Origin of the sequence: Mesorhizobium ventifaucium (assembly GCF_935822925.1) — a bacterium.
Classification (GTDB): Bacteria; Pseudomonadota; Alphaproteobacteria; order Rhizobiales; family Rhizobiaceae; genus Mesorhizobium; species Mesorhizobium ventifaucium.
This window is the reverse complement of sequence record NZ_CAKXZS010000026.1, coordinates 88,760-110,400: the sequence shown is the minus strand read 5'-3', so window position 1 is coordinate 110,400 and position 21,641 is coordinate 88,760. Positions and strand designations below refer to the sequence as shown.

The 21,641-nt window shown below is 64.0% G+C and carries 24 protein-coding genes, 1 tRNA gene and 1 pseudogene; 12 read left to right on the top strand and 14 right to left on the bottom strand.

What is annotated here, in order from left to right:
• Positions 1–39: 39 nt before the first annotated feature.
• From NMG70_RS23435 to NMG70_RS23420, 4 genes are all read right to left on the bottom strand, one after another.
• A complete protein-coding gene (locus NMG70_RS23435; RefSeq protein ID WP_254026719.1) occupies positions 40–1,074 on the bottom strand; it encodes an ABC transporter substrate-binding protein in 1,035 nt (344 codons plus the stop codon).
• Positions 1,075–1,145: 71 nt separating this feature from the next.
• On the bottom strand, positions 1,146–2,060 hold the full coding sequence (locus tag NMG70_RS23430) for a sugar phosphate isomerase/epimerase family protein (RefSeq protein WP_254026718.1): 915 nt from the start codon (positions 2,058–2,060) through the stop codon (positions 1,146–1,148).
• Positions 2,061–2,271: 211 nt separating this feature from the next.
• Positions 2,272–3,054 (bottom strand): SDR family oxidoreductase, encoded by a 783-nt coding sequence (locus NMG70_RS23425; protein WP_254026717.1) that lies wholly within the window; start codon positions 3,052–3,054, stop codon positions 2,272–2,274.
• 23 nt (positions 3,055–3,077) lie between these two features.
• Positions 3,078–3,233 (bottom strand): hypothetical protein, encoded by a 156-nt coding sequence (locus tag NMG70_RS23420; RefSeq protein WP_254026716.1) that lies wholly within the window; start codon positions 3,231–3,233, stop codon positions 3,078–3,080.
• A gap of 114 nt (positions 3,234–3,347) precedes the next feature.
• Between NMG70_RS23420 and NMG70_RS23415 the strand changes: the two genes are divergently transcribed.
• Positions 3,348–3,491: a hypothetical protein gene (locus NMG70_RS23415; protein ID WP_254026715.1), complete on the top strand. Its 144-nt coding sequence runs from the start codon at positions 3,348–3,350 to the stop codon at positions 3,489–3,491.
• A 90-nt stretch (positions 3,492–3,581) separates the two neighbouring features.
• On the opposite strand, the gene NMG70_RS23410 is transcribed toward NMG70_RS23415, so the two are convergent.
• A tRNA-Ala gene (locus tag NMG70_RS23410) sits at positions 3,582–3,657 on the bottom strand.
• Positions 3,658–3,819: 162 nt separating this feature from the next.
• Between NMG70_RS23410 and NMG70_RS23405 the strand changes: the two genes are divergently transcribed.
• Both NMG70_RS23405 and NMG70_RS23400 read left to right on the top strand, forming a co-directional pair.
• Entirely contained in the window at positions 3,820–4,110 is a 291-nt protein-coding gene (locus NMG70_RS23405; RefSeq protein ID WP_023800489.1) for a YggT family protein, read from the top strand.
• Between the two features lie 10 nt (positions 4,111–4,120).
• Positions 4,121–4,436 (top strand): annotated as a pseudogene (locus tag NMG70_RS23400) (DUF167 domain-containing protein).
• Positions 4,437–4,520: 84 nt separating this feature from the next.
• On the opposite strand, the gene NMG70_RS23395 reads toward NMG70_RS23400, so the two are convergent.
• The 6 genes from NMG70_RS23395 to NMG70_RS23370 form a co-directional block, all read right to left on the bottom strand.
• A complete protein-coding gene (locus NMG70_RS23395; protein WP_254026714.1) occupies positions 4,521–6,575 on the bottom strand; it encodes a M3 family metallopeptidase in 2,055 nt (684 codons plus the stop codon).
• Positions 6,576–6,670: 95 nt separating this feature from the next.
• The gene (locus tag NMG70_RS23390; RefSeq protein ID WP_254026713.1) at positions 6,671–7,081 is read right to left on the bottom strand and encodes a nuclear transport factor 2 family protein; all 411 of its coding nucleotides are present in this window, start codon (positions 7,079–7,081) and stop codon (positions 6,671–6,673) included.
• A 9-nt stretch (positions 7,082–7,090) separates the two neighbouring features.
• Positions 7,091–7,735, bottom strand: a complete 645-nt coding sequence (locus NMG70_RS23385) for a carbonic anhydrase (protein ID WP_254026712.1) — start codon at positions 7,733–7,735, stop codon at positions 7,091–7,093.
• Between the two features lie 172 nt (positions 7,736–7,907).
• Complete coding sequence (locus NMG70_RS23380; RefSeq protein WP_254026711.1) at positions 7,908–8,663, bottom strand: DUF429 domain-containing protein; 756 nt, start codon at positions 8,661–8,663, stop codon at positions 7,908–7,910.
• Positions 8,660–9,544, bottom strand: coding sequence for a pyridoxal kinase PdxY (gene pdxY, locus NMG70_RS23375; protein ID WP_254026710.1), 885 nt, complete (start codon positions 9,542–9,544; stop codon positions 8,660–8,662). Before pdxY ends, NMG70_RS23380 begins: the two co-directional genes overlap by 4 nt.
• Positions 9,545–9,551: 7 nt before the next feature.
• Complete coding sequence (locus tag NMG70_RS23370; protein WP_254026709.1) at positions 9,552–9,794, bottom strand: hypothetical protein; 243 nt, start codon at positions 9,792–9,794, stop codon at positions 9,552–9,554.
• A gap of 162 nt (positions 9,795–9,956) precedes the next feature.
• Between NMG70_RS23370 and NMG70_RS23365 the strand changes: the two genes are divergently transcribed.
• The 5 genes from NMG70_RS23365 (at position 9,957) to ppa (ending at position 13,528) form a co-directional block, all read left to right on the top strand.
• Entirely contained in the window at positions 9,957–10,589 is a 633-nt protein-coding gene (locus NMG70_RS23365; protein ID WP_254026708.1) for a LemA family protein, read from the top strand.
• A gap of 218 nt (positions 10,590–10,807) precedes the next feature.
• Positions 10,808–11,611: a TPM domain-containing protein gene (locus NMG70_RS23360; protein WP_436798446.1), complete on the top strand. Its 804-nt coding sequence runs from the start codon at positions 10,808–10,810 to the stop codon at positions 11,609–11,611.
• An 8-nt stretch (positions 11,612–11,619) separates the two neighbouring features.
• A complete protein-coding gene (locus NMG70_RS23355; protein WP_254026707.1) occupies positions 11,620–12,258 on the top strand; it encodes a TPM domain-containing protein in 639 nt (212 codons plus the stop codon).
• A 117-nt stretch (positions 12,259–12,375) separates the two neighbouring features.
• Complete coding sequence (locus NMG70_RS23350) at positions 12,376–12,882, top strand: GNAT family N-acetyltransferase (RefSeq protein WP_254026706.1); 507 nt, start codon at positions 12,376–12,378, stop codon at positions 12,880–12,882.
• Between the two features lie 112 nt (positions 12,883–12,994).
• On the top strand, positions 12,995–13,528 hold the full coding sequence (gene ppa / locus NMG70_RS23345; protein ID WP_023800478.1) for an inorganic diphosphatase: 534 nt from the start codon (positions 12,995–12,997) through the stop codon (positions 13,526–13,528).
• A gap of 249 nt (positions 13,529–13,777) precedes the next feature.
• On the opposite strand, the gene NMG70_RS23340 is transcribed toward ppa, so the two are convergent.
• Positions 13,778–14,371: a hypothetical protein gene (locus NMG70_RS23340; protein ID WP_254026705.1), complete on the bottom strand. Its 594-nt coding sequence runs from the start codon at positions 14,369–14,371 to the stop codon at positions 13,778–13,780.
• A gap of 43 nt (positions 14,372–14,414) precedes the next feature.
• Positions 14,415–15,020 (bottom strand): TetR/AcrR family transcriptional regulator, encoded by a 606-nt coding sequence (locus NMG70_RS23335; RefSeq protein ID WP_254026704.1) that lies wholly within the window; start codon positions 15,018–15,020, stop codon positions 14,415–14,417.
• An 81-nt stretch (positions 15,021–15,101) separates the two neighbouring features.
• Here NMG70_RS23335 and NMG70_RS23330 point away from each other — a divergent pair, with 81 nt between their 5' ends.
• Both NMG70_RS23330 and NMG70_RS23325 read left to right on the top strand, forming a co-directional pair.
• Positions 15,102–16,385 carry an MFS transporter gene (locus tag NMG70_RS23330; protein WP_254026703.1) on the top strand — a complete coding sequence of 428 codons (1,284 nt, stop codon included), beginning with the start codon at positions 15,102–15,104 and terminating at the stop codon, positions 16,383–16,385.
• 280 nt (positions 16,386–16,665) lie between these two features.
• A complete protein-coding gene (locus NMG70_RS23325; protein ID WP_254026702.1) occupies positions 16,666–18,234 on the top strand; it encodes an alkaline phosphatase D family protein in 1,569 nt (522 codons plus the stop codon).
• Between the two features lie 166 nt (positions 18,235–18,400).
• Here NMG70_RS23325 and NMG70_RS23320 read toward each other — a convergent pair whose 3' ends face one another.
• The gene (locus NMG70_RS23320; RefSeq protein ID WP_254026701.1) at positions 18,401–18,682 is read right to left on the bottom strand and encodes a hypothetical protein; all 282 of its coding nucleotides are present in this window, start codon (positions 18,680–18,682) and stop codon (positions 18,401–18,403) included.
• Between the two features lie 200 nt (positions 18,683–18,882).
• Between NMG70_RS23320 and typA the strand changes: the two genes are divergently transcribed.
• Together typA and NMG70_RS23310 are read left to right on the top strand one after the other, a co-directional pair.
• Positions 18,883–20,712, top strand: coding sequence for a translational GTPase TypA (gene typA, locus NMG70_RS23315; RefSeq protein ID WP_254026700.1), 1,830 nt, complete (start codon positions 18,883–18,885; stop codon positions 20,710–20,712).
• A 307-nt stretch (positions 20,713–21,019) separates the two neighbouring features.
• Positions 21,020–21,634, top strand: a complete 615-nt coding sequence (locus NMG70_RS23310; RefSeq protein WP_254026699.1) for a LysE family translocator — start codon at positions 21,020–21,022, stop codon at positions 21,632–21,634.
• The last annotated feature ends 7 nt before the right edge of the window (positions 21,635–21,641 follow it).

The following is a 21,641-nucleotide window of genomic DNA, read 5'->3' as shown; positions in this document are numbered from 1 at the left end:
GGGGGCGCCGTAGAGCGCCAGCCAATTCAAACCAGCGAATTACTCGCCCGGGCCCTTGCAGGCGATGATCTGCTCCTTGGTGTAGGTGGTCCACTCCGGGATGGAGATCGAGACCGGCCATTCCGGGCTCAGCGACGGATCGGCTGCGCTCTTCAGCTTGGCCTTGCCCTCCGCGGTGACGTTCTCCCACAGCTGCGGCTCGACGAGCACGGTCTGCTCCGCCGGCTTGTTGCCGTTCAGGATCTGCAGGGCCAGTGTCACGCCGGCGCCGCCGATCGAGCCGGGGTTGGTCACCGCCGCGCCGACGAGGCCTTCGACCGAGTTCAGCTGGCCGACGAAGCCGGCATTGTCGGCGCCGACCACCGGCACCAGCGGCGTCTGCGACTCGACCAGCGCATCGACGATCACATTGTCGATGCCCGAGGTCCAGATGCCGTTGAATGGCGATCCGGTGGCGATGAAATCGAGGATCTGCTGCTTGCCCTGGTCCTGCTGCCAGCCGGTGAAGACCTCATGCACGACCTTGACGTCGGGGAATTCGGCAAGCGCTTTCTTAAAACCCTTGTCGCGGTCGCTGTCGGCCGAGGCGCCGGCGGCGCCGCGCATATAGACCACGTCGCCCTTGCCGCCGATCTGCTGGAACAGCCATTTGGCGCCGAGATAGGCGTACTGTTCCTGGTTGTTGGAGATGATGTAGGCCGAGGGCTCGGTGACCGCCTGGTCGACGGCGACGACGACGATGCCGGCCTTGGTGGCTTCCTCGAGGGCTGACTTGATGCCGGCCGGATCGGCCGGGTTGACGACGATGGCGTTGACCTTGGCGCTGATCAGGTTGCGGATGTCCTCGAGCTGGCCGGCGGCGTCGGTGTTGCGATGGGCGATGTTGAGCTTGGTGACCTCGCCGGAGGCGAGCGCCTGCGCCTTGATGGCGCAGATCATCTCCTCGCGCCAGCCATTGCCCTGCACCGTGTTGGAGACGCCGATCGTGTATTTGGCTTCAGCCGACGAGACGCCCACCGAAGCCAGAAACGCCGCGCCGGCAAGCAGCGGGACCATTGCCAGGTATTTTTTCATTTCAGTCTTCCTCCACATTGTTTTCAGTTCAGTTCGAAAAGGGGGTTTTCAGTTCAGTTCGAAAAGGGGGCTCATTTCACGAAGGGGCGCAGCACGTCGCGGGCGAGCAGAAAGCCGCGCTTGACGTTTTCATCGCTCCCCTCAAACCGCCGGTCCTCGTGCTCGATGATGATGGATCCGTCGTAGCCGGCGCGGTAAAGGCCGGAGAAGATTACATTCCAGTCTACATCGCCAAGTCCCGGCATGCGCGGCACCTGCCAGCCCATGCCGGCCGAGAGGATGCCGCGCTCGTAAAGCCCATCATGATCGATCATCAGGTCCTTGGCATGGACATGCAGCATGTACGGGCCGAATTCCCTGATGAAGCGGGCCCGGTCGATCATCTGCCAGACCAGGTGCGACGGGTCGAAATTCATGCCGACATCGCCGCCCCAGGCCTCGAGGATGCGGCGCCAGATATAGGGCGAATAGGCGATGTTGTGGCCGCCCGGCCATTCGTCATAGCTGAAGATCATCGGGCAGTTCTCAAAAGCCAGCTTGACGCCGTTGTCGCGCGCATGGGCGAGGATATCAGGCCAGACCTTGAGTGCCTCTTGCCAGTTGGCATCAATGGTTTTTGAGGCGTCGCCGCCGCAGAAGGTGTTGACCACCGGCACGCCCATATGGCTCGCCAGCACGATCAGCTTCTTCAAATGATCGGCGACGGCCTTGCGGTGGGCGGCATCGGGATGCAGCGGATTGGGGTAGAAACCGAGGCCCGAGATCGACAGGTTCTCTTCCGCCAGTGCGGCGGTGATTTCCTTCGCCTGCGAGGCCGAGGTCGAGGCGGCGTCGATATGGCTGGTGCCGGCATAGCGCCGAGCAGCGCCTGAGGATTTCGGCCAGCAGGCGATCTCGAGCGCCTCGAAGCCGGCAGAACTTGCCCAGTCGGCGACCTCGCCGAGCGGGGTATCGGCAAACGGTGCGGTGAGCAGTCCGAGCTTCATATTGCCCTCCCGTGGTCGTGGCGACCTACTATGCCGATTGTGCGGGCCGCTTCAACCGTGTGGCCGCCGGCAATGCGCAAACCTGTCTGACGAACGACGGTATCGGCGATACCCCGGGCCAGCGCTGTCCGGTCGTAGGACGGTTTTTGGCCGGTGAAAGCAAGCCGGCTAATCACTGCCGGGCCTGGCGTTTCCGGCGATCGGGAAGCCCTCACCGGTTCGCCCCCACCACCCATTGCTCCTGGTCGATCAGCGCGCCGGTCATCGGCCCGGAGGCGTCGGAGAGCAGGAAGACAGCGAGGTTGGCGACCTCGTCAGCCGCCAGCAGGCGCCCGAAAGGCTGCGACGCGTTGGCGGCGTCGAGCCAGCCGGGGCCATGCCCCAGCGTCTCGGCCTGCATGATGCGTTCGGCCGGCGTGTCGGTCCAGCCGACATTGATGCCGTTGACGCGGATACGGTCGAAACGATGCGCGTTGGCGGCGTTGCGGGTCAGCGTCGCGAGTGCGCCCTTGGTGGCCGAATAGACGGCAAGTTCGGGCGAGCCGCAATGCGCGTTGATCGACAGGATGTTGACGATGGCGCCGCCCTGACCTTGCTTGCGCATCTGCGTGATGGCCGCCTGCATGAGGAAGAAGGGCGCTCGCGCATTGACGGCGAACAGCGCCGCCCAATCGTCGAGGTCGGCATCGAGGAATGAGGCGCGGTTGGTCAGGCCGGCGGCGTTGACCAGCGCGTCGATGCGTCCGAAGCGGCTGATGCATTCGTCCACCAGCCGCGCCGGCGCCGTGGTATCCGCCAGATCGGCGGCGACGAAAGTGGTTGGCGTGCCTGCCTGGGAGAGCGACGTCGCCACTTCGTTGCCACGCACGGGCTCGCGGCCGGTGACCAGCAGGCCGCCGGCGCCGGAACGCGCCAGCGTCTCGGCGATCGCCCGGCCGATGCCTTGCGTCGCACCGGTGATCAGCACCACCTTGCCTTCCAGCCGAAGCTCCATTCCTCCTCCCGGAGTTTCCATTTTCACCGATATGGACGCCAGCAGATCAACCATGCGCTCGAAGCGATGTCGAGGCCATTGTCGATGCGGCCGAGCGAAGCCTGCGAGGCGCCGACCATGCCATTGAGAAAATGCAGATTGGCGTTGGGCCGCTGCAAAGATGCGGCTGATTTGGGCATCTGACAACAGCATGACTCCCCCAGGCGGGGCGCCAGCCCGCGGCAACGACCTGATTTTGCACTTGTGGAGCGATTTCGGTCGAGCTAGATGTGGGTTGGGCTTAGGGGTTTGAAGTGATTGACATCGTCGTAGACGTGCTTGCCGGCGTGTGGGTGGCCGGTGGTTTTGCCGTGATCTGGTACGTCAGGACGAGACCATCTCTCGCCGAAGATCACGAGGACCGCGATCTGCGAGAATGGCTTGATGGTCAGCTTTAAGGCTTAAAGCTCAAAGCGGCCTTCCACCAGTGCGTGTTCGGGGTGCGCTGCTACAGCTACCGTCTTGATTTTATTGAGATAAATTTCCGCTGGTGGAGCTGAGGAGGATCGAACTCCTGACCTCGTCATTGCGAACGACGCGCTCTCCCAGCTGAGCTACAGCCCCGTCCAGCGGAATGGGCGCATTTATCGGGCGCGGCGGTTTCCTGTCAAGACGGCGTTTTGCCCAAAAATCGCACGGCCAGCCACCGGCCTGGCGTGCCGCGGAAGCTGGCTCTTGCCGCCTTCGCCCGCAATGGCTACATGTCGGCAACAATCGGAGACCGGCATGATAGCCCTCATTCAGACCATTGTCCTGGCGCTTGACATTTATTGGTGGATCATCATCGCTTCGGCGATTTTCTCCTGGCTCTACGCCTTCAACGTCGTCAATTCGCGCAACCAGTTCGTCGATAGCGTCAGCAACATGCTCTTCCGGCTGACCGAGCCGGCGCTGCGGCCGATCCGCCGCTTCCTGCCCGACCTCGGCGGCATCGATATTTCGCCGATCATCCTGCTTCTGATCCTGTTCTTCCTCCGGCAGTTCCTGCTCACCACGGTGGCGCCGCTGGTCGTCTGACGGCGGTTCCCTGACCGGGCCGTTTCGCCCGCATAACGACGGCATCGACCTGTTTGTCCGGCTGACGCCGAAAGCGGCGATGGACAGGCTCGAAGGCATCGAGACCTCGGCAGACGGGCGAAGCCATCTGAAAGGCGCGCGTCCGCGCCGTGCCGGAACACGGCGCCGCCAACCAAGCGCTCGAACGGCTGGTCGCCAAGGCACTGGGAGTGCCGCGATCGGCCGTCTCGGTCGCCGCCGGCGGCACGGCCCGGCTGAAGACGCTGCGCATATCAGGCGACCCGGCGGCGCTGGCGAGATGCATCGAGGCGCTGAGTGGCGGCTAAGCGCGCCGCGTTAAGGTGGGCCTGCTGCGAGGTGTTTTTGCTCATACGTCGCCGGGGTTGGCAATTGGTCCATTGGCCTTCGCTTCAGACCAGCCCGCGCTTGATCATCATCGCTTCGGGCGACGGCATCTTGCCGCGGAAGGCGGTGTAGAGCTCTTCCGGGTCCTTGGAGCCGCCGGCGGCATAAATGTTTTTCCTGAGCCGCTCGGCCAGCGCCGGATTGAACGGGTCGCCCGTCTCCTCGAAGGCGGCGAAGGCGTCGGCGTCGAGCACCTCCGACCACATGTAGGAATAGTAGCCGGCCGAATAGCCGTCGCCGGCAAAGATGTGGCCGAAATGCGGGGTGCGATGGCGCATGGCAATGGTGTCGGGCATGTTGATCTTCTCGAGCGTTTCGGATTCGAAACGAAGCGGCTCGTCCGGCGCCTCCGGCCGCGCATGGTAGGCCATGTCGACTAGTGCTGAGGCGGTGAACTCGACCGTGGCGAAGCCGGCGCCGAAGGTGCGCGCTGCCAGCATCTTGTCGACCAGCGCCTTCGGCATCGGCTTGCCGGTCTTCACGTGCAGCGCATGCTTTTCCAGCACCGCCGGCACGGTCAGCCAGTGCTCGTAGAGTTGCGAGGGCAGTTCGACGAAATCGCGGCTGACCGAGGTGCCCGCGACCGATGGCCAGGTGACCTCGGTCAGCATGCCATGCAGCGCATGACCGAACTCGTGGAACAGGGTTTTGGCCTCATCGACCGACAAAAGTGCTGCCTCGCCCTCCGGCGGCTTGGCGAAATTCATGATGTTGTAGATGACCGGCTTGGAGCCATCGCCTAGCTTGTAGCCGGATTTCAGCGCGCTCATCCAGGCGCCGGAGCGCTTTGAGGGCCGCGCGAAATAGTCGGCCAGGAACAGCCCGCGCTCGCTGCCGTCGGCATTCCTGACGACGAAAACACGTGCGTCCGGGTGCCAGGTGGCAATGCCTTGCTTCTCCTCGAAGCTGATGCCGAACAATTTTGTCGCCACGTCGAAGCAGGCGTCGATGATGCGGTCGAGCTGCAGATAGGGCTTCAACTCGGCCTCGTCGAAGGCAAACTTCTCGGCGCGCAGCTTCTCCTGATAGAAGCGCCAGTCCCAGGCGGTGAATTTTTCGTTGCTGCCGGCCTCGGCCGCCAGCCGCTGCAACTCGATCTGATCGCTTGCGGCCTTTTCCACCGCCTTTTCCCAGACCGGATCGAGCAGCGCATGCACCGCCTCCGGCGTCTTTGCCATGGTGTCGTCGAGCTTCAGCGCGGCGTAGGAAGCGTAGCCGAGCAACTTCGCCTTTTCGGCGCGCAGACGCAGCATATCGCGCACCACGGCGGTGTTGTCGGTGGCGCCGCCATTCTGGCCGCGCATGGTGAAGGCGCGGAAGGCGATCTCGCGCAGGTCGCGGCGCTCGGAGAAGGTCGAGAACGGCTCGTAGATCGAGCGCGACAGGGTGACGGCATAGCGGCCCTTCTGGCCGCGCATCTCGGCAGCCTCGGCCATCGCGCTTTTTAGGAATTCCGGCAGGCCGGCAAGGTCGGCCTCGTCGAGGAACAGCGCCCAGTCGCGCTCGTCGGCAAGCAGGTTCTGGCCGAAATTCGTGCCGAGCGACGACAGTTCCTCATTGATCGCTGCCAGCCGTTTCTTGCCCTCGGCGTCGAGCTTGGCGCCGGAGCGGACGAAATTTTTCCAGGTCTTTTCCAGCACCCGCAGCGTTTCGGCATCGAGCTTCAGGGCGTCGCGGCGCTGGTAGAGATCGTCGATGCGGGCAAACAGCCTCTCGTTCATCGAGATCGCCGAGAAATGCCGCGACATCCTTGGCGAGATGTCGCGCTCCAGCGCCTGGATCGCCTCGTTGGTGTGGGCGCCGGCCCGGCACCAAAAGATCGACGAGACATGGTCGAGCGCCTCGCCGCCAAGCTCGAGTGCCGCGAGCGTATTCTCGATGGTCGGCGTCTCGGTATTGCCTGCCATGGCCTCGATCTCGGCCTCGTGCGCCTTCAATGCCGCATCGAAAACCTCGGAAAAATCGCCGTCGCCGATGCGGGTGAAATCGGGCAGGCCGAGCGGCCCTTGCCAGGTGGTCAGCGGATGGGCGGCGAGGTCGACGGCGGACGGCATGGGCATTCTTCCGTAAGTGAGGGGCTTTCGCTGGGTGGCGGGATGAGGCGGATCGTCACCGATGTAAGGCGCCGGCTTCCCGCACGCAATATCGCGGCCGGTCAGTAGGCGTCGCAGTTTTCCGCGATCGCCGCCTGCGAACTGGCGGTGATGCGGTTGTCGGCGATCGCGAAGGTTTCCTGCATCAGCATGTCGTTGTTGGGAAAATCATAACAGGCGATCACCGTGGTGACGCCGCTTTCGGTCTTCTCGATCCGATGCCGGATTTCAGCCCCGGCGACAGCGCCCTTCCAGTCGTCGATGGAGGCGATGAATTCCTGCTTGGTCTGGACGACGCCGAGATCATCGAGTTTTATCCGGACGTCGTCGGCAAGCAGGTCCGACAATTCCGTGCGATCGGCGACCAACAGCGCCGCATACCAGCGGCCGATGAGCGCGCCGTCGTCGGCGCGGGCGGATATGACTGAAAACAGCAGCGCCGCTGCGGCCAAAGCGATCGAACGGCATGCCATGCAAGCCTCCTACGTCATCTCCGGCCGCTCGAAATCACCGGTGTCCTTGTTCATCACCCAGAGCTCGCCGGTCGAGATGTCGAACCAGGCGCCATGCAGCGACAGCCGTCCCTTGCCTTCCAGGATCGAGACGCAGGGGAACGTCCTGAGATTGGCGATCGAATAGCGGATCGAAATGCGCTCGAGCGCGGTCTGCCGCTCCGTTGCCGTCATGAAGGTGCTGGACGACACGGTCTCGGCCGCCGGCGCAATCAGGCTCATCCACTTGCCGATGAAGTCGCCGGGCGACAGGGGCGCGGCCGCGGGGTCGAGTGCGGCGCGGATGCCGCCGCAGCGGCCATGGCCCATCACCACGATGCTCTTGACCTTGAGGCTCTGCACGGCGAATTCAAGCGCCGCCGAGGTCGAGTGGAACTGGTCGTCGGGCGCATAGGGCGGCACCAGATTGCCGACATTGCGCAGCACGAACAGTTCGCCGGGGCCGGCGTCGAAGATCGCCTCGGGAGCAGCGCGGGAGTCGCAGCAGGCAATGATCATCGTTTCGGGGGCCTGGCCCTCGCGAGCGAGCGAGCGATAGCGTCCGCTTTCGGCGAGATAGCGGCCGTTCATGAAATTGCGGTAGCCGGTGAGCAGATGGTCAGGGAGATGAGGCATCGGCGATGTCTGGAGCCTTTCCGGGTTAGGCGGCAGCTCGTTTAGGTCAGGAAAGGCTCTAGCGGCAAAAGCCGGTCGCGAGCAATGCCGAATCGCAGAGGACTGCAATTGCCATGCTGGAAGGGGGCTTTCGCCAATGCGAATGCCTCGCCGCTAGATGGGCCGAGGAAATTCACGCCCAAATCGCCACAGGGATGCCAAAACGGTCGGCGAGCGGCGGATCCGGAAACGGCCTTGCCTCGCCGCTGGCGATGCGGCCGGCGATCAGCATCATCGCTGCGGCGTCGAGAAAGTCGTCGGCAGCGGCGCCTCGCGGCGGCGTCCGGTCGAGAAAGCCCCTGACATAACCGTGCCGGCAAAGCAGCGCCTTGCGTTCCGCCATGCCGGCCGGGTTGACGGCGCCCTTGATCTTCTTCGGCAGGCGCATTGCCTGATCGCCGTTCAGCCGGCAGAGGGCGACTTCCGGATGCGATTCGAAGACGCGGCGGCGCAGTTCGGGACGCGCGATCAGCACCGCATCGATCTCGCGGATCTTGGCAAAGATGCCAAAAGCCTGGATCGAGACGCCGCGCGGCGGATCGGAGCTCGCCTTGGCCACTTCGCTTGCCTGGCGATGCGCGGCATGCCAGGCCTCGATCGTGGTGAAGCCGTCCGTATGCGCGTAAAGCGCCGCGCGCGAGGGGATGGCGAAGACACTGGATTGCCTGTTGCCGAGCAGCGGCCGCACCAGCGCTTCGGGCCCGCGGCCGCCCTTTTGCGAAACATCGGGCAGGCCGATCGGCATGTCGACGGCGACTGTCGCATCGGCCGGCAGCGCGTCGAGCAGTGCTGCGAAGCTGGCAAAAACGGCTGCCGAGGGTGCTGCGCCGGGATCGCGGCGAACGGCGATCCAGCCGGCCTTGCAGCCGTCGACACCGACGACAGTCACGCTCTTTTGTCCCGCCCCGGATGCAGGAGATGGCGAAGCTGCACCATCGCCATCGGATGCGACAAGCTCTGGGCGTCGGTTTCGAGCTGCAATTCGTCGCCGCCGCGCTTGGCGGTGCGCGCCAGGATCTCGTAGACCGCCGCCGTGGTCGACTGCAGTGCCTTGATCGCCGGCTGGCCGGACAGGATGCGCGCCAGATAGACGGCCGCCGTCAGGTCGCCGAGCCCATTGGGTGGCTTGTCGATGAGGCGATGTTCGGCGAGCAGCGCCTGGTTGCCGTTGAGCAGCAGATTGCCGGTGCCGCCGGCCATCATCGCCGGCGCCGAGGTGACCAGCATGGTCGACGGTCCGGCATCAAGGGCGGCCGCCATCACCGCTTTGATATCGGGCAGCGGCGCTCCCGCCATCCATTCTAGCTCGTAGCGATTGGGCGTGGCGATGTCGGCGATCGGCATCAGCCGGTCGCGCATGGCGATGGCGGTCGTCTCCGGCACATAGAGCCCGCCCGAATCGCCCATCACCGGATCGCAGATATAGACGGCGTCCGGCGTCTTGGCCTTGACCGCGCCGACCAGCGAGGCGACGGCGTCGGCCTGGCCGCCTTCGCCGAGATAGCCGGACAGCACCGCGCCGACCTCGCCCAGCCACGGCGCGCGCTCGAGATCGGCCATCAGCGCCCTGAATTGATCGAGCGGCGGCACGATGCGCGTCGCCCGTCCATGGCCCGGATGCCAGGGCAGGATGACGGTCGGCACCGCCCACACCGGAAAGCCCAGCGTCTCCAGCGCAAAGACCGCGGCGCGGTTGCCGACCGAGCCGCGCGCGACATGGCTGGAAATGACGATGACCGCGCGCGGCGCGTCGTGTTCTTCGGTGCTCACGAGGTTCCTATCTCTGGATGATGAAAAGCACGAGCCAGGTCAACAGGCCAATGCCGACAATGAGCCCCAGCGCCCGGCCGATGCGCGTGCCCCAATATTCGATCGGGTCCGCCCGGTCGGCATCTGCGGCAGTGACGTCATCGCGCGCGCCCTTGGCGGTCCGCTCGACGGACGAGGCCGGGTCGGTTTCACGTGCCACGCGCTCGATGATGCGGCGCGATTCGTCGTCGCTGTCCTGGCGTCCCGCCATTTCTGTGCCCTGTTTTCCCAGCGACTTTAACCTGTTCGCCCGGCCAATTACAGGGCCTGACAGTGAATCACAAAGCACCAGTAACGCCCCAGGTTGAGGTCATGTTCTTGCGCGCGGATTGTGGTAATGCTTCGCCCGTCAGTCTTGTTGAGGGATTTTTCGATGCCTGCCCTTTCCTCCCCTTTCGTCTTCCGCAATCTGCCAGCCTTGCTGATGATGGCGATCGTGCTGCCGCTGCTGGCCGGCTGCGGCTACAACACCATCCCGACGGCGGAGGAAAACGCCAAGGCCGCATGGAGCCAGGTGCTGAACCAGTACCAGCGCCGCGCCGATCTCATCCCCAACCTGGTCGAGACGGTCAAGGGCTATGCGGCGCATGAGAAGGAGACGCTCGATGCCGTGGTCGAGGCGCGCGCCAAGGCGACGCAGGTGACGGTGACGCCGGAAACGCTGAGCGATCCGGAAGCGGTCAAGAGATTCCAGGACAGTCAAGCCGGCCTGACCAGCGCGCTGTCGCGGTTGCTGGCAGTGGTGGAGAATTATCCCGACCTCAAGGCCAACCAGAATTTTCTGGCGCTGCAGGCGCAGCTCGAAGGCACCGAGAACCGCATCTCGGTCGCCCGCCGCGACTATATCGAGGCGGTGCGGGAGTATAATCTGACGCTGCGGACCTTCCCGTCGGTGATTTGGGCGACCCTGTGGTTCCGCGACAATCAGCCGTTCGCGAATTTCACCATCGAGGAAGACAAGATGCAGACGCCGAAGGTCGATTTCGGCACGCAGCAGGGCGGGTGAAGAACAGCTGGTGAGCGTGGTCCCTATTGGCCTTGCACTCCGTGGCGCCCCCCTCTGTCCTGCCGGACATCTCCCCCACGAGGGGGGAGATCGGTCGCCATCATGGCTTTCGCAAACCTCCAACGTTGCAAAGGAGTCGACTTCGGCAAAGCTGCCAATCTCCCCCCAAGTGGGGGAGATGGCCGGCAGGCCAGAGGGGGGCACCACGGAACGCCAGCCTGGCATTCCTGTTCATCACCCTAAGCCTTCTCTGCCTCCCGCTCGCCGCCCTTGCCGCCGAATTGCCCGCCCTGACCGGGCGGGTCGTCGACAATGCCGGTATCATCGATGCCGCGACCGAGGCGGCGCTGACCCGCAAGCTTGCGGATTTCGAGGCCAAGAGCTCTGACCAGATCGTCGTCGCGACAATCAATAGCCTCGACGGCGAGGAGATCGAGCCCTACGCCAACCGGCTGTTCCGGGCCTGGAATCTCGGCCAGGCCGGCGAGGACAATGGCGTGCTTTTGCTGGTCGCCAACAACGACCGCAAGATGCGCATCGAGGTCGGCTATGGGCTGGAAGGCACGCTGACCGACCTGCACACCAGGCTGATCATCGAAAACGACATGGTGCCGGCCTTCCGCGCCGGCGACTTCTCCGGCGGCATAGCCAAGGCTGTCGACGACATGGTCATGGTGCTGGAAGGCAATCCGGAAGAACTGGAAGCTCGCGGGACCCGCAACCAGCAGCCGCCATTCAACACCGACGATCTGTTCTTTGCGATCTTCATAAGCATCTGGGCGATCATCTTCTTCGGCAGCATCGCCGCCTCCATCCTGCCGCCGATCTTCGGCCGGAAACTCGGCCCCGGCCGCTATCGCTGGCTGGGCATGACCTTCGAGCCGGGCCGGCGATCATCTGCCGGCTGGTCGGGTAGTTCCGGCGGGGGAGGCTGGTCGTCGGGCGGAGGAGGCTCAGGCGGTGGCGGGTTTTCGGGCGGCGGCGGCTCGTCCGGTGGCGGCGGTTCTTCAGGAAGCTGGTGAGACACAACATGGCAACTCGACCGATCAGCCCCGAGGATCATGACCGCATCGCCAAAGCGATCCGCGTCGCCGAATCAAAGACCGACGGCGAAATCTACTGCGTGGTCGCCTATGCCAGCGACGGCTATTTCTTTCCGGCGGCCTTCATGGCGACGCTGGCCATGCTCGTCGTCAGCCTCGCCGTCAGTTACGGGCTGGAAGCGTGGTGGCTGTCGATCCGCGTGCCGCATTTCGTCATCGCCCAGCTTCTGGCGATGGCCTCGATGCTCGTCCTGTTGTGGGCGCTGCCCGGCTTGCGCATCCATCTGGTGCCGAGGCGGTTGCGCTACCAGGCCGCGCACGCCAATGCGATAAAGCAGTTCCTCGCCCGCAACGTCCACCGCACCACGGCGCGCACCGGCGTGCTGGTGTTCGTTTCGATCGCCGAGCACTACGCCGAAGTGATCGCCGACAGCGGCATCGACAGCCGTGTCGGCCAGCATGTCTGGGACGGCGTCGTCCGCGACCTTACCGCGCATGCCGGCGACGATCGTCTCGTCGACGGCTTCATCGAGGCGATCGAAGCGACGGGTGCGGTGCTTGCCGAGCATTTCCCGGTTTCTTCCGGCGACAGCAACGAGCTAGACGACCATCTGGTCGAAATCTGAGTCGCTACGAACGGCTTCTTTCGGCGGTCAACGGCACGTCTATCGTCTGTGCGAAAGCTTGGGAGCCGCTGACCGGACTCTTGCAATCGGGCAATGCGGGTTTATGGTTAACCAATCATGAAGACGCTGAGCATTGATATCAGGAAAGCCGAGCCGCGCGACGCAAGCGCCATTGCCGACGTGCACCTGCTGGCCTGGCACGGCGCCTACTCCGGCATCATCCCGCATCGCACGCTGACATCGATGATCAACCGCCGCGGCGCCGACTGGTGGGCGAACGCCATCCGTCGTGCCGCCACCGTCCTGGTCGTTGAGATCGGCGGCAAGGTCGCCGGCTACGCTACGATCGGCAAGAATCGCGCCCGCGAGCTCAAGCAGCAGGGCGAGATCTACGAACTTTACGTGCGCCCGGAATATCAGGGCATCGGGCTTGGCAGCCGGCTATTCTCGGCCGCACGGGCGCGACTGGCAGACCACGGCCTGAAAGGCATGGTGGTGTGGGCGCTGGAGGACAACCAAAACGCGCTCACCTTCTATGCCGGCGCCGGCGGCCGCGACGTCGCCGAGGGCGTCGAGGTCTTTGAGCAGAAGGCGCTGAAGAAGGTCGCCTTCGTCTGGGAATGACGGCTCGACGCGCCTCTCGCTAACACCCTCAGCTGCATTCAGTACCATTCGCCGCATTGCACCATGCGCCGCTGCCCGCTATCGGTCTCCAATCGAAAGAGGGACAAAAGCCATGCGTATTGAAGCCATCGCCATCGGAAAGAACCCGCCGGAGGACATCAACGTCATCATCGAGGTGCCGATCGGCGGCGAGCCGATCAAGTACGAGATGGACAAGGAGGCCGGCACGCTGTTCGTCGACCGTTTCCTGCACACTTCGATGCGCTATCCCGGCAATTACGGCTTCGTGCCGCACACGCTGTCGGGTGACGGCGACCCGATCGACGTGCTGGTCTGCAACACGCGCGCGCTGGTGCCGGGCTGCGTCATCAATGTGCGGCCGATCGGCGTGCTGGTGATGGAGGACAATTCCGGCCTCGACGAAAAGATCATCGCGGTGCCTTCGCCCAAGCTGACGCTGCGGTACGAGAACGTCACCGAATACACGCACCTGCCCGACATCACCCGCCAGCAGGTGCAGCATTTCTTCGAGCACTACAAGGATCTCGAACCCGGCAAATGGGTCAAGATCGAGGGCTGGCACGATGCCGCCTACGCCAAGAAGATGATCGTCGAGGCGATCGAGCGGGCCAAGGCAAGCAAGTAGCAGAAACTCCTGAAGTTGACCGAATGGGCTGTCGCAACCGGTTGAGGTTGGCCGAAGCCCTTCAGCTTCGTCATCCTGGGGCGCAGCAAGGAGCGTAGCGACGCAGCGCAGACCCCTGGATCCATGCCGTGACGTCAAAGCGCCGCAACGGTGCAGAATTCTGGTCCGCTGCGCGCTTCGGTTGATGTCACGGAATGGATCCCAGGGTCTGCGCTCCGCTTCGCGTCGCTCCGCCCAGGGATGACGAAGTCAGTTATCGACGCGGCCGAAAGCCGGTACGTTGCCGATCACCACGCGCTGGTCCTTGCCGCAGGCAAAGGTCCGCGCCTTTTCGTCGGCGAGCTTGCGGGCCTGGTCGTTGGCGCCGGGGTTGCCGGTGGCCAGCACTAGGCCGACGGTGCAGCCTTCATAGGTCTCCGGCTGGGCGACCTTGACGACGATCAGCACGTCGGTCGGTTTGTTCTCCGCCTCGGGATTGCTGATCGAGCGCCGATGGATGACCGCAAACGGGACGGCGCGATCGCCGTTCGTCTCGATGCGCCACTCGAGTTTGGGGGCAGCCGAGTTGAAGGCGACAAAACTTTCCCAGACCGCGGTCATGTCGCTGGGCGGAAAACCGTAGAACAGCGATTCCCGGGCATCGTCGTAGGCGATCAGCACCGGGTAGCCGCGATATCCCGAGCAGGCAAGACTGGCCCAGTCGCCGTCGCCTTCCTCAGCCTGCGCGTAAGTCACGCAGTCCTTCTTCCAGTCGAGATCGGTGTAGGCGCTGGAAATGTCGCCGGCCTGGGCAGGCTGGCAGAGTCCGGCGAGGGCAAGCGGGATCAGCAAAAGAGCACGCATCGCGGCAACTCCGTTTCGGGCTGCCGCAGCGTATCGCCAAACGCTATTTCTTCAAGCTCGCCTCGATCAGCAGGTCGGCGTTCCGGGCCACAGACTTCGCCGGTCCGCCGGCACCGAACAGCTGGCCGCTGATATAGGCGCCCTCGATCAGAAGCAGCAGCCCGTCGCCCAGCGTATCGGCGTCGCCGGCACCCATTGCCGCCGCCATGGCGCGCAGGCGCCGGCGCAATTCCTGCTTGTTGGCCTCGCTCACCACGCGGGCCGGGTGGCCGTGCTCGGGATATTCGACGGCCGCGTTGGTCATGCCGCAGCCGCGATAGTCGGGTTTTTGCGTGCGCTTGCCGATGCGGGTCAGGAAGGCGGCGATCTGCGCGCGCGAATCGCCGGGATGGGCAGCCACCGCCGCGTCGAAGCGGTCCCAGAACTCGAGGTCGTATTGCCGGAGATAGGACGCGGCCAATTCGTCCTTGGACGGAAAGCTGCGATAGAGGCTGGGCTTGGTGACGCCGGCGCGCCGCACGATCTCGTCGACGCCGATCGCCCTGATGCCTTGCCGGTAGAACAGGTCGCGGGCAACGCGAAGGATTTTTTCGCCCGCGCGGGGCGGTGCCATTTCTTCCGCTTTCATCGTTGGTTCGATGCTTTTCATCTAGGATACGCCGTTGCCTGCTTGACATGTTACCGATCGGTACGTATACATCGGTGCAATTGCAACGTACCGGTCAGTAACATGATAGCTCAGTCCCGTCCGTTTGGCCAGCGCTATGCTTTCGTCGTGGTCGCCGTCATTTTCCTCTGCCTGCTGATCGCGGCGGGCTTGCGGTCGGCGCCGGCCGTCATGATGCTGCCGCTAGAGGAGAGTTTCGGCTGGCGGCGCGACGTCGTCTCGCTCGCCGCGGCCATCGGCATCTTCCTCTACGGCCTGACCGGGCCGTTTGCCGCGGCCCTGATGGAACGGATCGGGCTGCGGCGCACGCTGCTGGCGTCGCTGGTGCTGATGTCGGGCTCGACGGCGCTCAGCCTGTTGATGACCGAGCCTTGGCACCTGCTTCTCACCTGGGGCGTATTCTCCGGCGTCGGTTCCGGCGCGGTTGCTACGGTGCTCGGCGCCACCATCGTCAATCGCTGGTTCAAGACCAATCGCGGCCTGGTGATGGGATTGATGTCGGCCTCCGCCGCCACCGGCCTGCTGGTGTTCCTGCCGCTGCTCGCGGCGCTCGCCCAGTCGGGCGGCTGGAAGCCGGTCGCCATCGCCATTGCGGTCGCCACCGCCTGCCTGGTGCCGCTGGTCTATCTGCTGGTGCCGGAGCGTCCGGCCTCGATCGGCATGGTGCGCTACGGTGCCGACGTCGACGACGTGCCGCCGGTTCCACCGGCCTCACAGGGCAATTTCCTCACCCACACGCTCAGCACACTGCGCCGTGCCGCCGGCACCCGCGTGTTCTGGTATCTGTTCGCCACTTTCTTCATCTGCGGCTTCACCACCAACGGATTGGTCGGCACGCACCTGATCGCGTTTTGCGGCGACATGGGCATCGGCCAGGTGCAAGCAGCCGGCCTGCTGTCGCTGATGGGCATCTTCGACCTGATCGGCACGACGCTGTCGGGCTGGCTCACCGATCGTTTCGACCCCCGCAAGCTGCTCGGCGTCTATTATGGCATCCGCGGCCTGTCGCTGATCTACCTGCCTTATTCCGGCTTTTCGTCGACCAGCCTGATCATCTTCGCCGTGCTCTACGGATTGGACTGGATCGCCACCGTGCCGCCGACGCTCAGGCTGTCGAACGAGGCGTTCGGCGACCGCAGCGGCCCGATCGTCTTCGGCTGGATCGTCGCCGGCCATCAGGTGGGAGCTGCGGCTGCCGCCTTCTTCGGCGGCACCATGCGTGAATTGCAGGGCAATTACGAGCTTGCCTTCCTCATCGCCGGCATGACGGCAATAGCCGCTGCCTGCATCTCGCTGTTGATCAACACCAGCCGTCCGGCCTTCGAGCCGGAACCGCGAGCGGCTTGAGCTGTGACGGCTGAGCGCTAATCTCCCCCTTGAGGGGGAGATGGCCGCAAAGTGGCCAGAGGGGGCGTCGCCTCGCGTGAAGCGTCAACGCCTTCCGCTACGAGAAGCGACGCCGGCGCTCCACGCGAGACGACCCCCTCTGTCGCCTTCGGCGACATGTCCCCTCAAGGGGGAGATCGCCTGCCTGTCGATTGTAATAAAACCTTCATGCTTTCGAGATGTGCGTGAAACATTGAGGCTGGACCTTGGCGGCGACGTTTAAGCCATCCAGGAGACAGCCATGAACAAGATTTCACGCCGCGCCTTTGTCACGTCGGCGAGCGCCGCCGGCCTCGTCGGCGTATCGGGCCTCGCGCTTCCCTATTATTCGCGCGCCAATCAGCGGCCCGCCTTCACCCATGGCATCCAGTCGGGCGATGTCGACGCAACCAGCGGCGTGGTGTGGACGCGTACCGACCGCCCTTCGCGCGTCATGTTCGAAGTCTCGTCGACGGAAAATTTCGCCAATCCCTTGCGCCTTGCGCCGCTCGATACGTCGCCGGCCAGCGATTACACGGTAAAGCGGCTGCTCACCGACCTCGCCTCCGACCAGGACATCTTCTACCGCATGATTGCGGCCGATCTCGCCGACATCAACGCCATCTCCGAGCCGATCGTCGGCCGCTTCCGCACGGCGCCGGCCTCGAAGCGCGACATCCGGTTCGCCTGGTCGGGCGATACCGCCGGCCAGGGCTGGGGCATCGACGACACCGGCATGAAGACCTATGCCACGATCGGCAAGCATACGCCCGACTTCTTCCTGCATTCCGGCGACACCATCTATGCCGACGGCCCGATGAAGGACGAGGTCGACCTTCCCGGTGGCAGCAAGTGGAAGAACAACGTCCTCATCGACGAAAAGCGCAAGGTTGCCGAGACGCTGGACGAGTACCGCGGCCAGTGGAAATACAACATGATGGACAAGAACGTACTGGGGCTCAACGCCATCTGCCCGACCTTCTATCAGTGGGACGACCACGAGGTGGTGAACAACTGGTCGGATTCGAAGGACCTGAGCGCCGACGACCGCTACTCGGAAAAAAACATCCATGTGCTGGCGGCACGCGCGGCACGCGCCTTCCAGGAAATGACGACGATCCGCTACGAGCCGTCGGAACCGGGCCGCGTCTATCGCAAGATCGCCTACGGGCCGCTGCTCGAAGTGTTCTTCCTCGACATGCGTTCCTATCGCGGCGCCAATGGCCCCGGCATGCAGGATACGGTGACGCCGCAATCGCGCATCCTCGGCGAACAGCAGATGAAATGGCTGAAGCGCGAACTGGCAAACTCCAACGCGACCTGGAAAATCATCGCCGCCGACATGCCGCTCGGTCTCGTCGTCTGGAACGACGCCACCAAAAAGGCCGGCGCCGAGGCCATCAGCAATGGCGACAATGGCCCGGCCAAGGGCCGCGAACTGGAAATTGCCGACCTCCTTCGCTATATAAAGAATGCCGGCATCACCAACACCGTCTGGCTGACCGCCGACGTGCATTACACGGCGGCGCACTACTACAATCCCGACAAGGCGCAGTTCCAGGACTTTAATCCGTTCTGGGAATTCGTCTCCGGTCCGCTCCATGCCGGCACGTACGGACCCAATGATTTCGACATGACCTTCGGCCCGGAGCTGAAATTCATCAAGGCGCCAACCGCCGAGCAGGGGCAGAACCTGCCACCCTCGGCCGGCCTGCAGTTCTTCGGCCTCGTCGACATCGACGGCGCCACTGAACAGATGACGGTGCGGCTGATGGATCGCGACGACAATGAACTCTACAAGGTCGCGCTCGATCCGGTGCATTCGGCATGAGGGGACTGGCGTACCCTCCCCCTTGTGGGGAGGGTCGGCGAGGCGGCTTCGCAAGCGAAGCTGGCGAGACGGGGTGGGTGAAGCGCCGACATAGGTGGGGCACGCACCCCCCCGCTCCGCTTCGCGGATCGACCCTTCCCACAAGGGGGAGGGTAAAGCGCGGTCGTCAATCCGGATAGCAAACGGTCGGAATGTTGGGCCAAACAGCGCTGTCGCAGTTGGCGGCCTCCTGCCTCTGCTTGAAGGCGGCGCTAACTGGCCCTGTCACCACCGGGTCGACGCCATCGGGAGCGTCGGCAAACAACTGCGCCGCCGTTCGTGCGTCGGACGGCGGGGCAGGACGTGCCTCCTTCAACGTCGCGGCCGACCTTGCCACTCCTGCCGCAAGCAGAACGGCGAGGGCAGCCCATGCGAGGATTGGCCGGTATCTGATGCCCGTTTTGCTCATGAAATTTGAACTGTCCCGACCGCGAAAGGTTCCGCTTTGGTTAATAATTCCATTTCACACCATGACGCTTAAGATTTGGTGACCATGTATTTGGTGGCGCGCCTCCTCTTTCGCAATTGCGAAAAACCCTGTATGAGCCGCCCAACCGAAAGAGGCAGCGCCTTTTGGCCTGCTGCCTGCAACGCTCCCGAGACCACAACATGAAAATTCGTAATATCGCGATCATCGCGCACGTCGACCATGGAAAAACCACCCTCGTCGACCAGCTCCTGAAACAGTCCGGCTCGTTCCGCGACAACCAGCGGGTCGCCGAACGCGCCATGGATTCGAACGACCTCGAAAAGGAACGCGGCATTACCATCCTGGCCAAGGCGACCTCGGTCGACTGGAAGGACACCCGCATCAACATCGTCGACACCCCCGGGCACGCCGATTTCGGCGGTGAAGTCGAGCGCATCCTGTCGATGGTGGATTCGGCCATCGTGCTGGTCGATGCCGCCGAAGGGCCGATGCCGCAGACAAAATTCGTCGTCGGCAAGGCGCTCAAGGTCGGATTGAAGCCGATCGTCGTCATCAACAAGATCGACCGGCCGGACGCCCGCCATGTCGAGGTGGTCAACGAAGTGTTCGACCTGTTTGCAGCGCTTGACGCAACCGACGAACAGCTCGACTTCCCGATCCTTTACGGTTCGGGCCGCGACGGCTGGGTATCGGAAAATCCCGAAGGCCCGAAGGACCAGGGCCTGGCGCCGCTGTTCGACCTCGTCATCAAGCATGTGCCGGCGCCGACCGTCCATCCCGGCCCGTTCCGCATGATCGGCACCATCCTGGAGGCCAATCCGTTCCTCGGCCGCATCATCACCGGTCGCATCGAATCCGGCACGCTGAAATCCAACCAGGCGGTCAAGGTGCTGCATCATGACGGCACCCAGGTCGAAACCGGCCGTATCTCGAAGATACTGGCTTTCCGCGGGCTCGAGCGCCAGCCGATCGATGAGGCGCAGGCGGGCGATATCGTCGCCATTGCCGGCCTGTCGAAGGGCACCGTTGCTGACACGTTCTGCGACCTGTCGGTGATCGAGCCGCTGCATGCGCAGCCGATCGATCCGCCGACCGTGACGATGTCGTTCCTCGTCAACGATAGCCCGCTGGCCGGCACCGAGGGCGACAAGGTGACCAGCCGCGTCATCCGCGACCGCCTGCTGCGCGAGGCCGAAGGCAATGTCGCGCTGAAAATTGAGGAATCGCCGGACAAGGATTCGTTTTTCGTCTCCGGCCGCGGCGAATTGCAGCTTGCCGTGCTGATCGAGACGATGCGCCGCGAAGGGTTCGAGATCGCCGTGTCGCGGCCGCGCGTCGTCATGCAGAAGGGCGACAACGGCGAGTTGCTCGAGCCGGTCGAGGAAGTCGTCATCGACGTCGACGAGGAGCATGCCGGCGTCGTCGTGCAGAAGATGTCGGAGCGCAAGGCCGAGATGGTCGAATTGCGCCCGTCAGGCGGCAACCGCCAGCGCATCGTCTTCCACGCGCCGACGCGCGGCCTGATCGGTTACCAGTCGGAACTGTTGACCGACACGCGCGGCACCGCTGTCATGAACCGGCTGTTCCATGCCTACGAACCTTACAAGGGTGAGCTTCCGGGCCGCACCAACGGCGTACTGATCTCCAACGAACAGGGTGAATCGGTGGCCTATGCCATGTGGAACCTGGAAGACCGCGGTCCGATGGTCATCGATCCCGGTGTCAAGGTCTATCAGGGCATGATCATCGGCATCCATTCACGCGACAACGACCTCGAAGTGAACGTGCTGAAGGGCAAGAAACTGACCAACATCCGCGCCGCCGGCAAGGACGAGGCGGTGAAGCTGACGCCGCCGATCCGCATGACGCTGGAACGCGCGCTGGCCTGGATCCAGGACGACGAGCTGGTCGAAGTGACGCCGAAGACCATCCGTCTGCGCAAGCTCTATCTCGACCCGAACGAGCGCAAGCGTTTTGAGAAGTCGGCGAAAGTGGTCGGCGCGGCGTAAGGGCGATGTCGATTTTGCCTCCTTGAAGGAGGTCGGCGCTGCCCCTCATCCGCCTGCCGGCACCTTCTCCCCGTGAACGGGGAGAAGACCGCTGACCGCACCCTCGGCGTTCATTCTTTGCAACGCTGGTAAGTGGCGAAACCGTCGATGACGGCGCCCTTCTCCCCGTTCACGGGGAGAAGATGGCGGCAGCCAGATGAGGGGCGGCGCCGACGACTCTTCAGAGGGCAAAGTTCTTTGCAACTGCAGGGTGCCAAATCGCCGCCGATCGGATATCCTTGGCTCTCTGACGCTCGAAGGCACTCACATGCACGTCACCTCGCTTCTGGTCTTCGCCGCCGCCCTTTTCGTCGCCGCCGGCTCGCCCGGCCCCTCGATTGCCGCTCTGGTGGCGCGGGTCATCGCAAAGGGCTTTCGCGACGTGTTCCCGTTCCTGCTCGCCATGTGGATCGGCGAGGGCATCTGGCTGTCGCTGGCGGTGTTCGGGCTGGCGGTGGTGGCGCAGACCTTCCATTTCGCCTTCGTCGTGCTGAAATGGGTCGGCGTCGCCTATCTCGCCTATCTCGCATGGAAGATGTGGACGGCCCCGGTCGAGGCGCGCGAGGGCGAGATGCCGCGCGAGGAGTCGGCGGTCAAACTGTTCCTTGCCGGCATGGCGGTGACGCTCGGCAATCCCAAGATCATGATGTTCTACCTGGCGCTGCTGCCGACCATCATCGATCTCGCCTCGGTGACGGTCGTCGGCTGGGTCGAGCTGACGCTGACCATGGCGGTGGTCCTGGTTGCCATCGATCTGGCCTGGGTGATTGCGGCAGCGCAGGCGCGAAAACTGCTGAAGAGCAAGCGGGCAATGAAGATCGCCAACCGCGTCAGCGCCACAACCATGGCCGGTGCCGCGGCGGCGATCGCGGCTCGATCCTGAGCCGTTG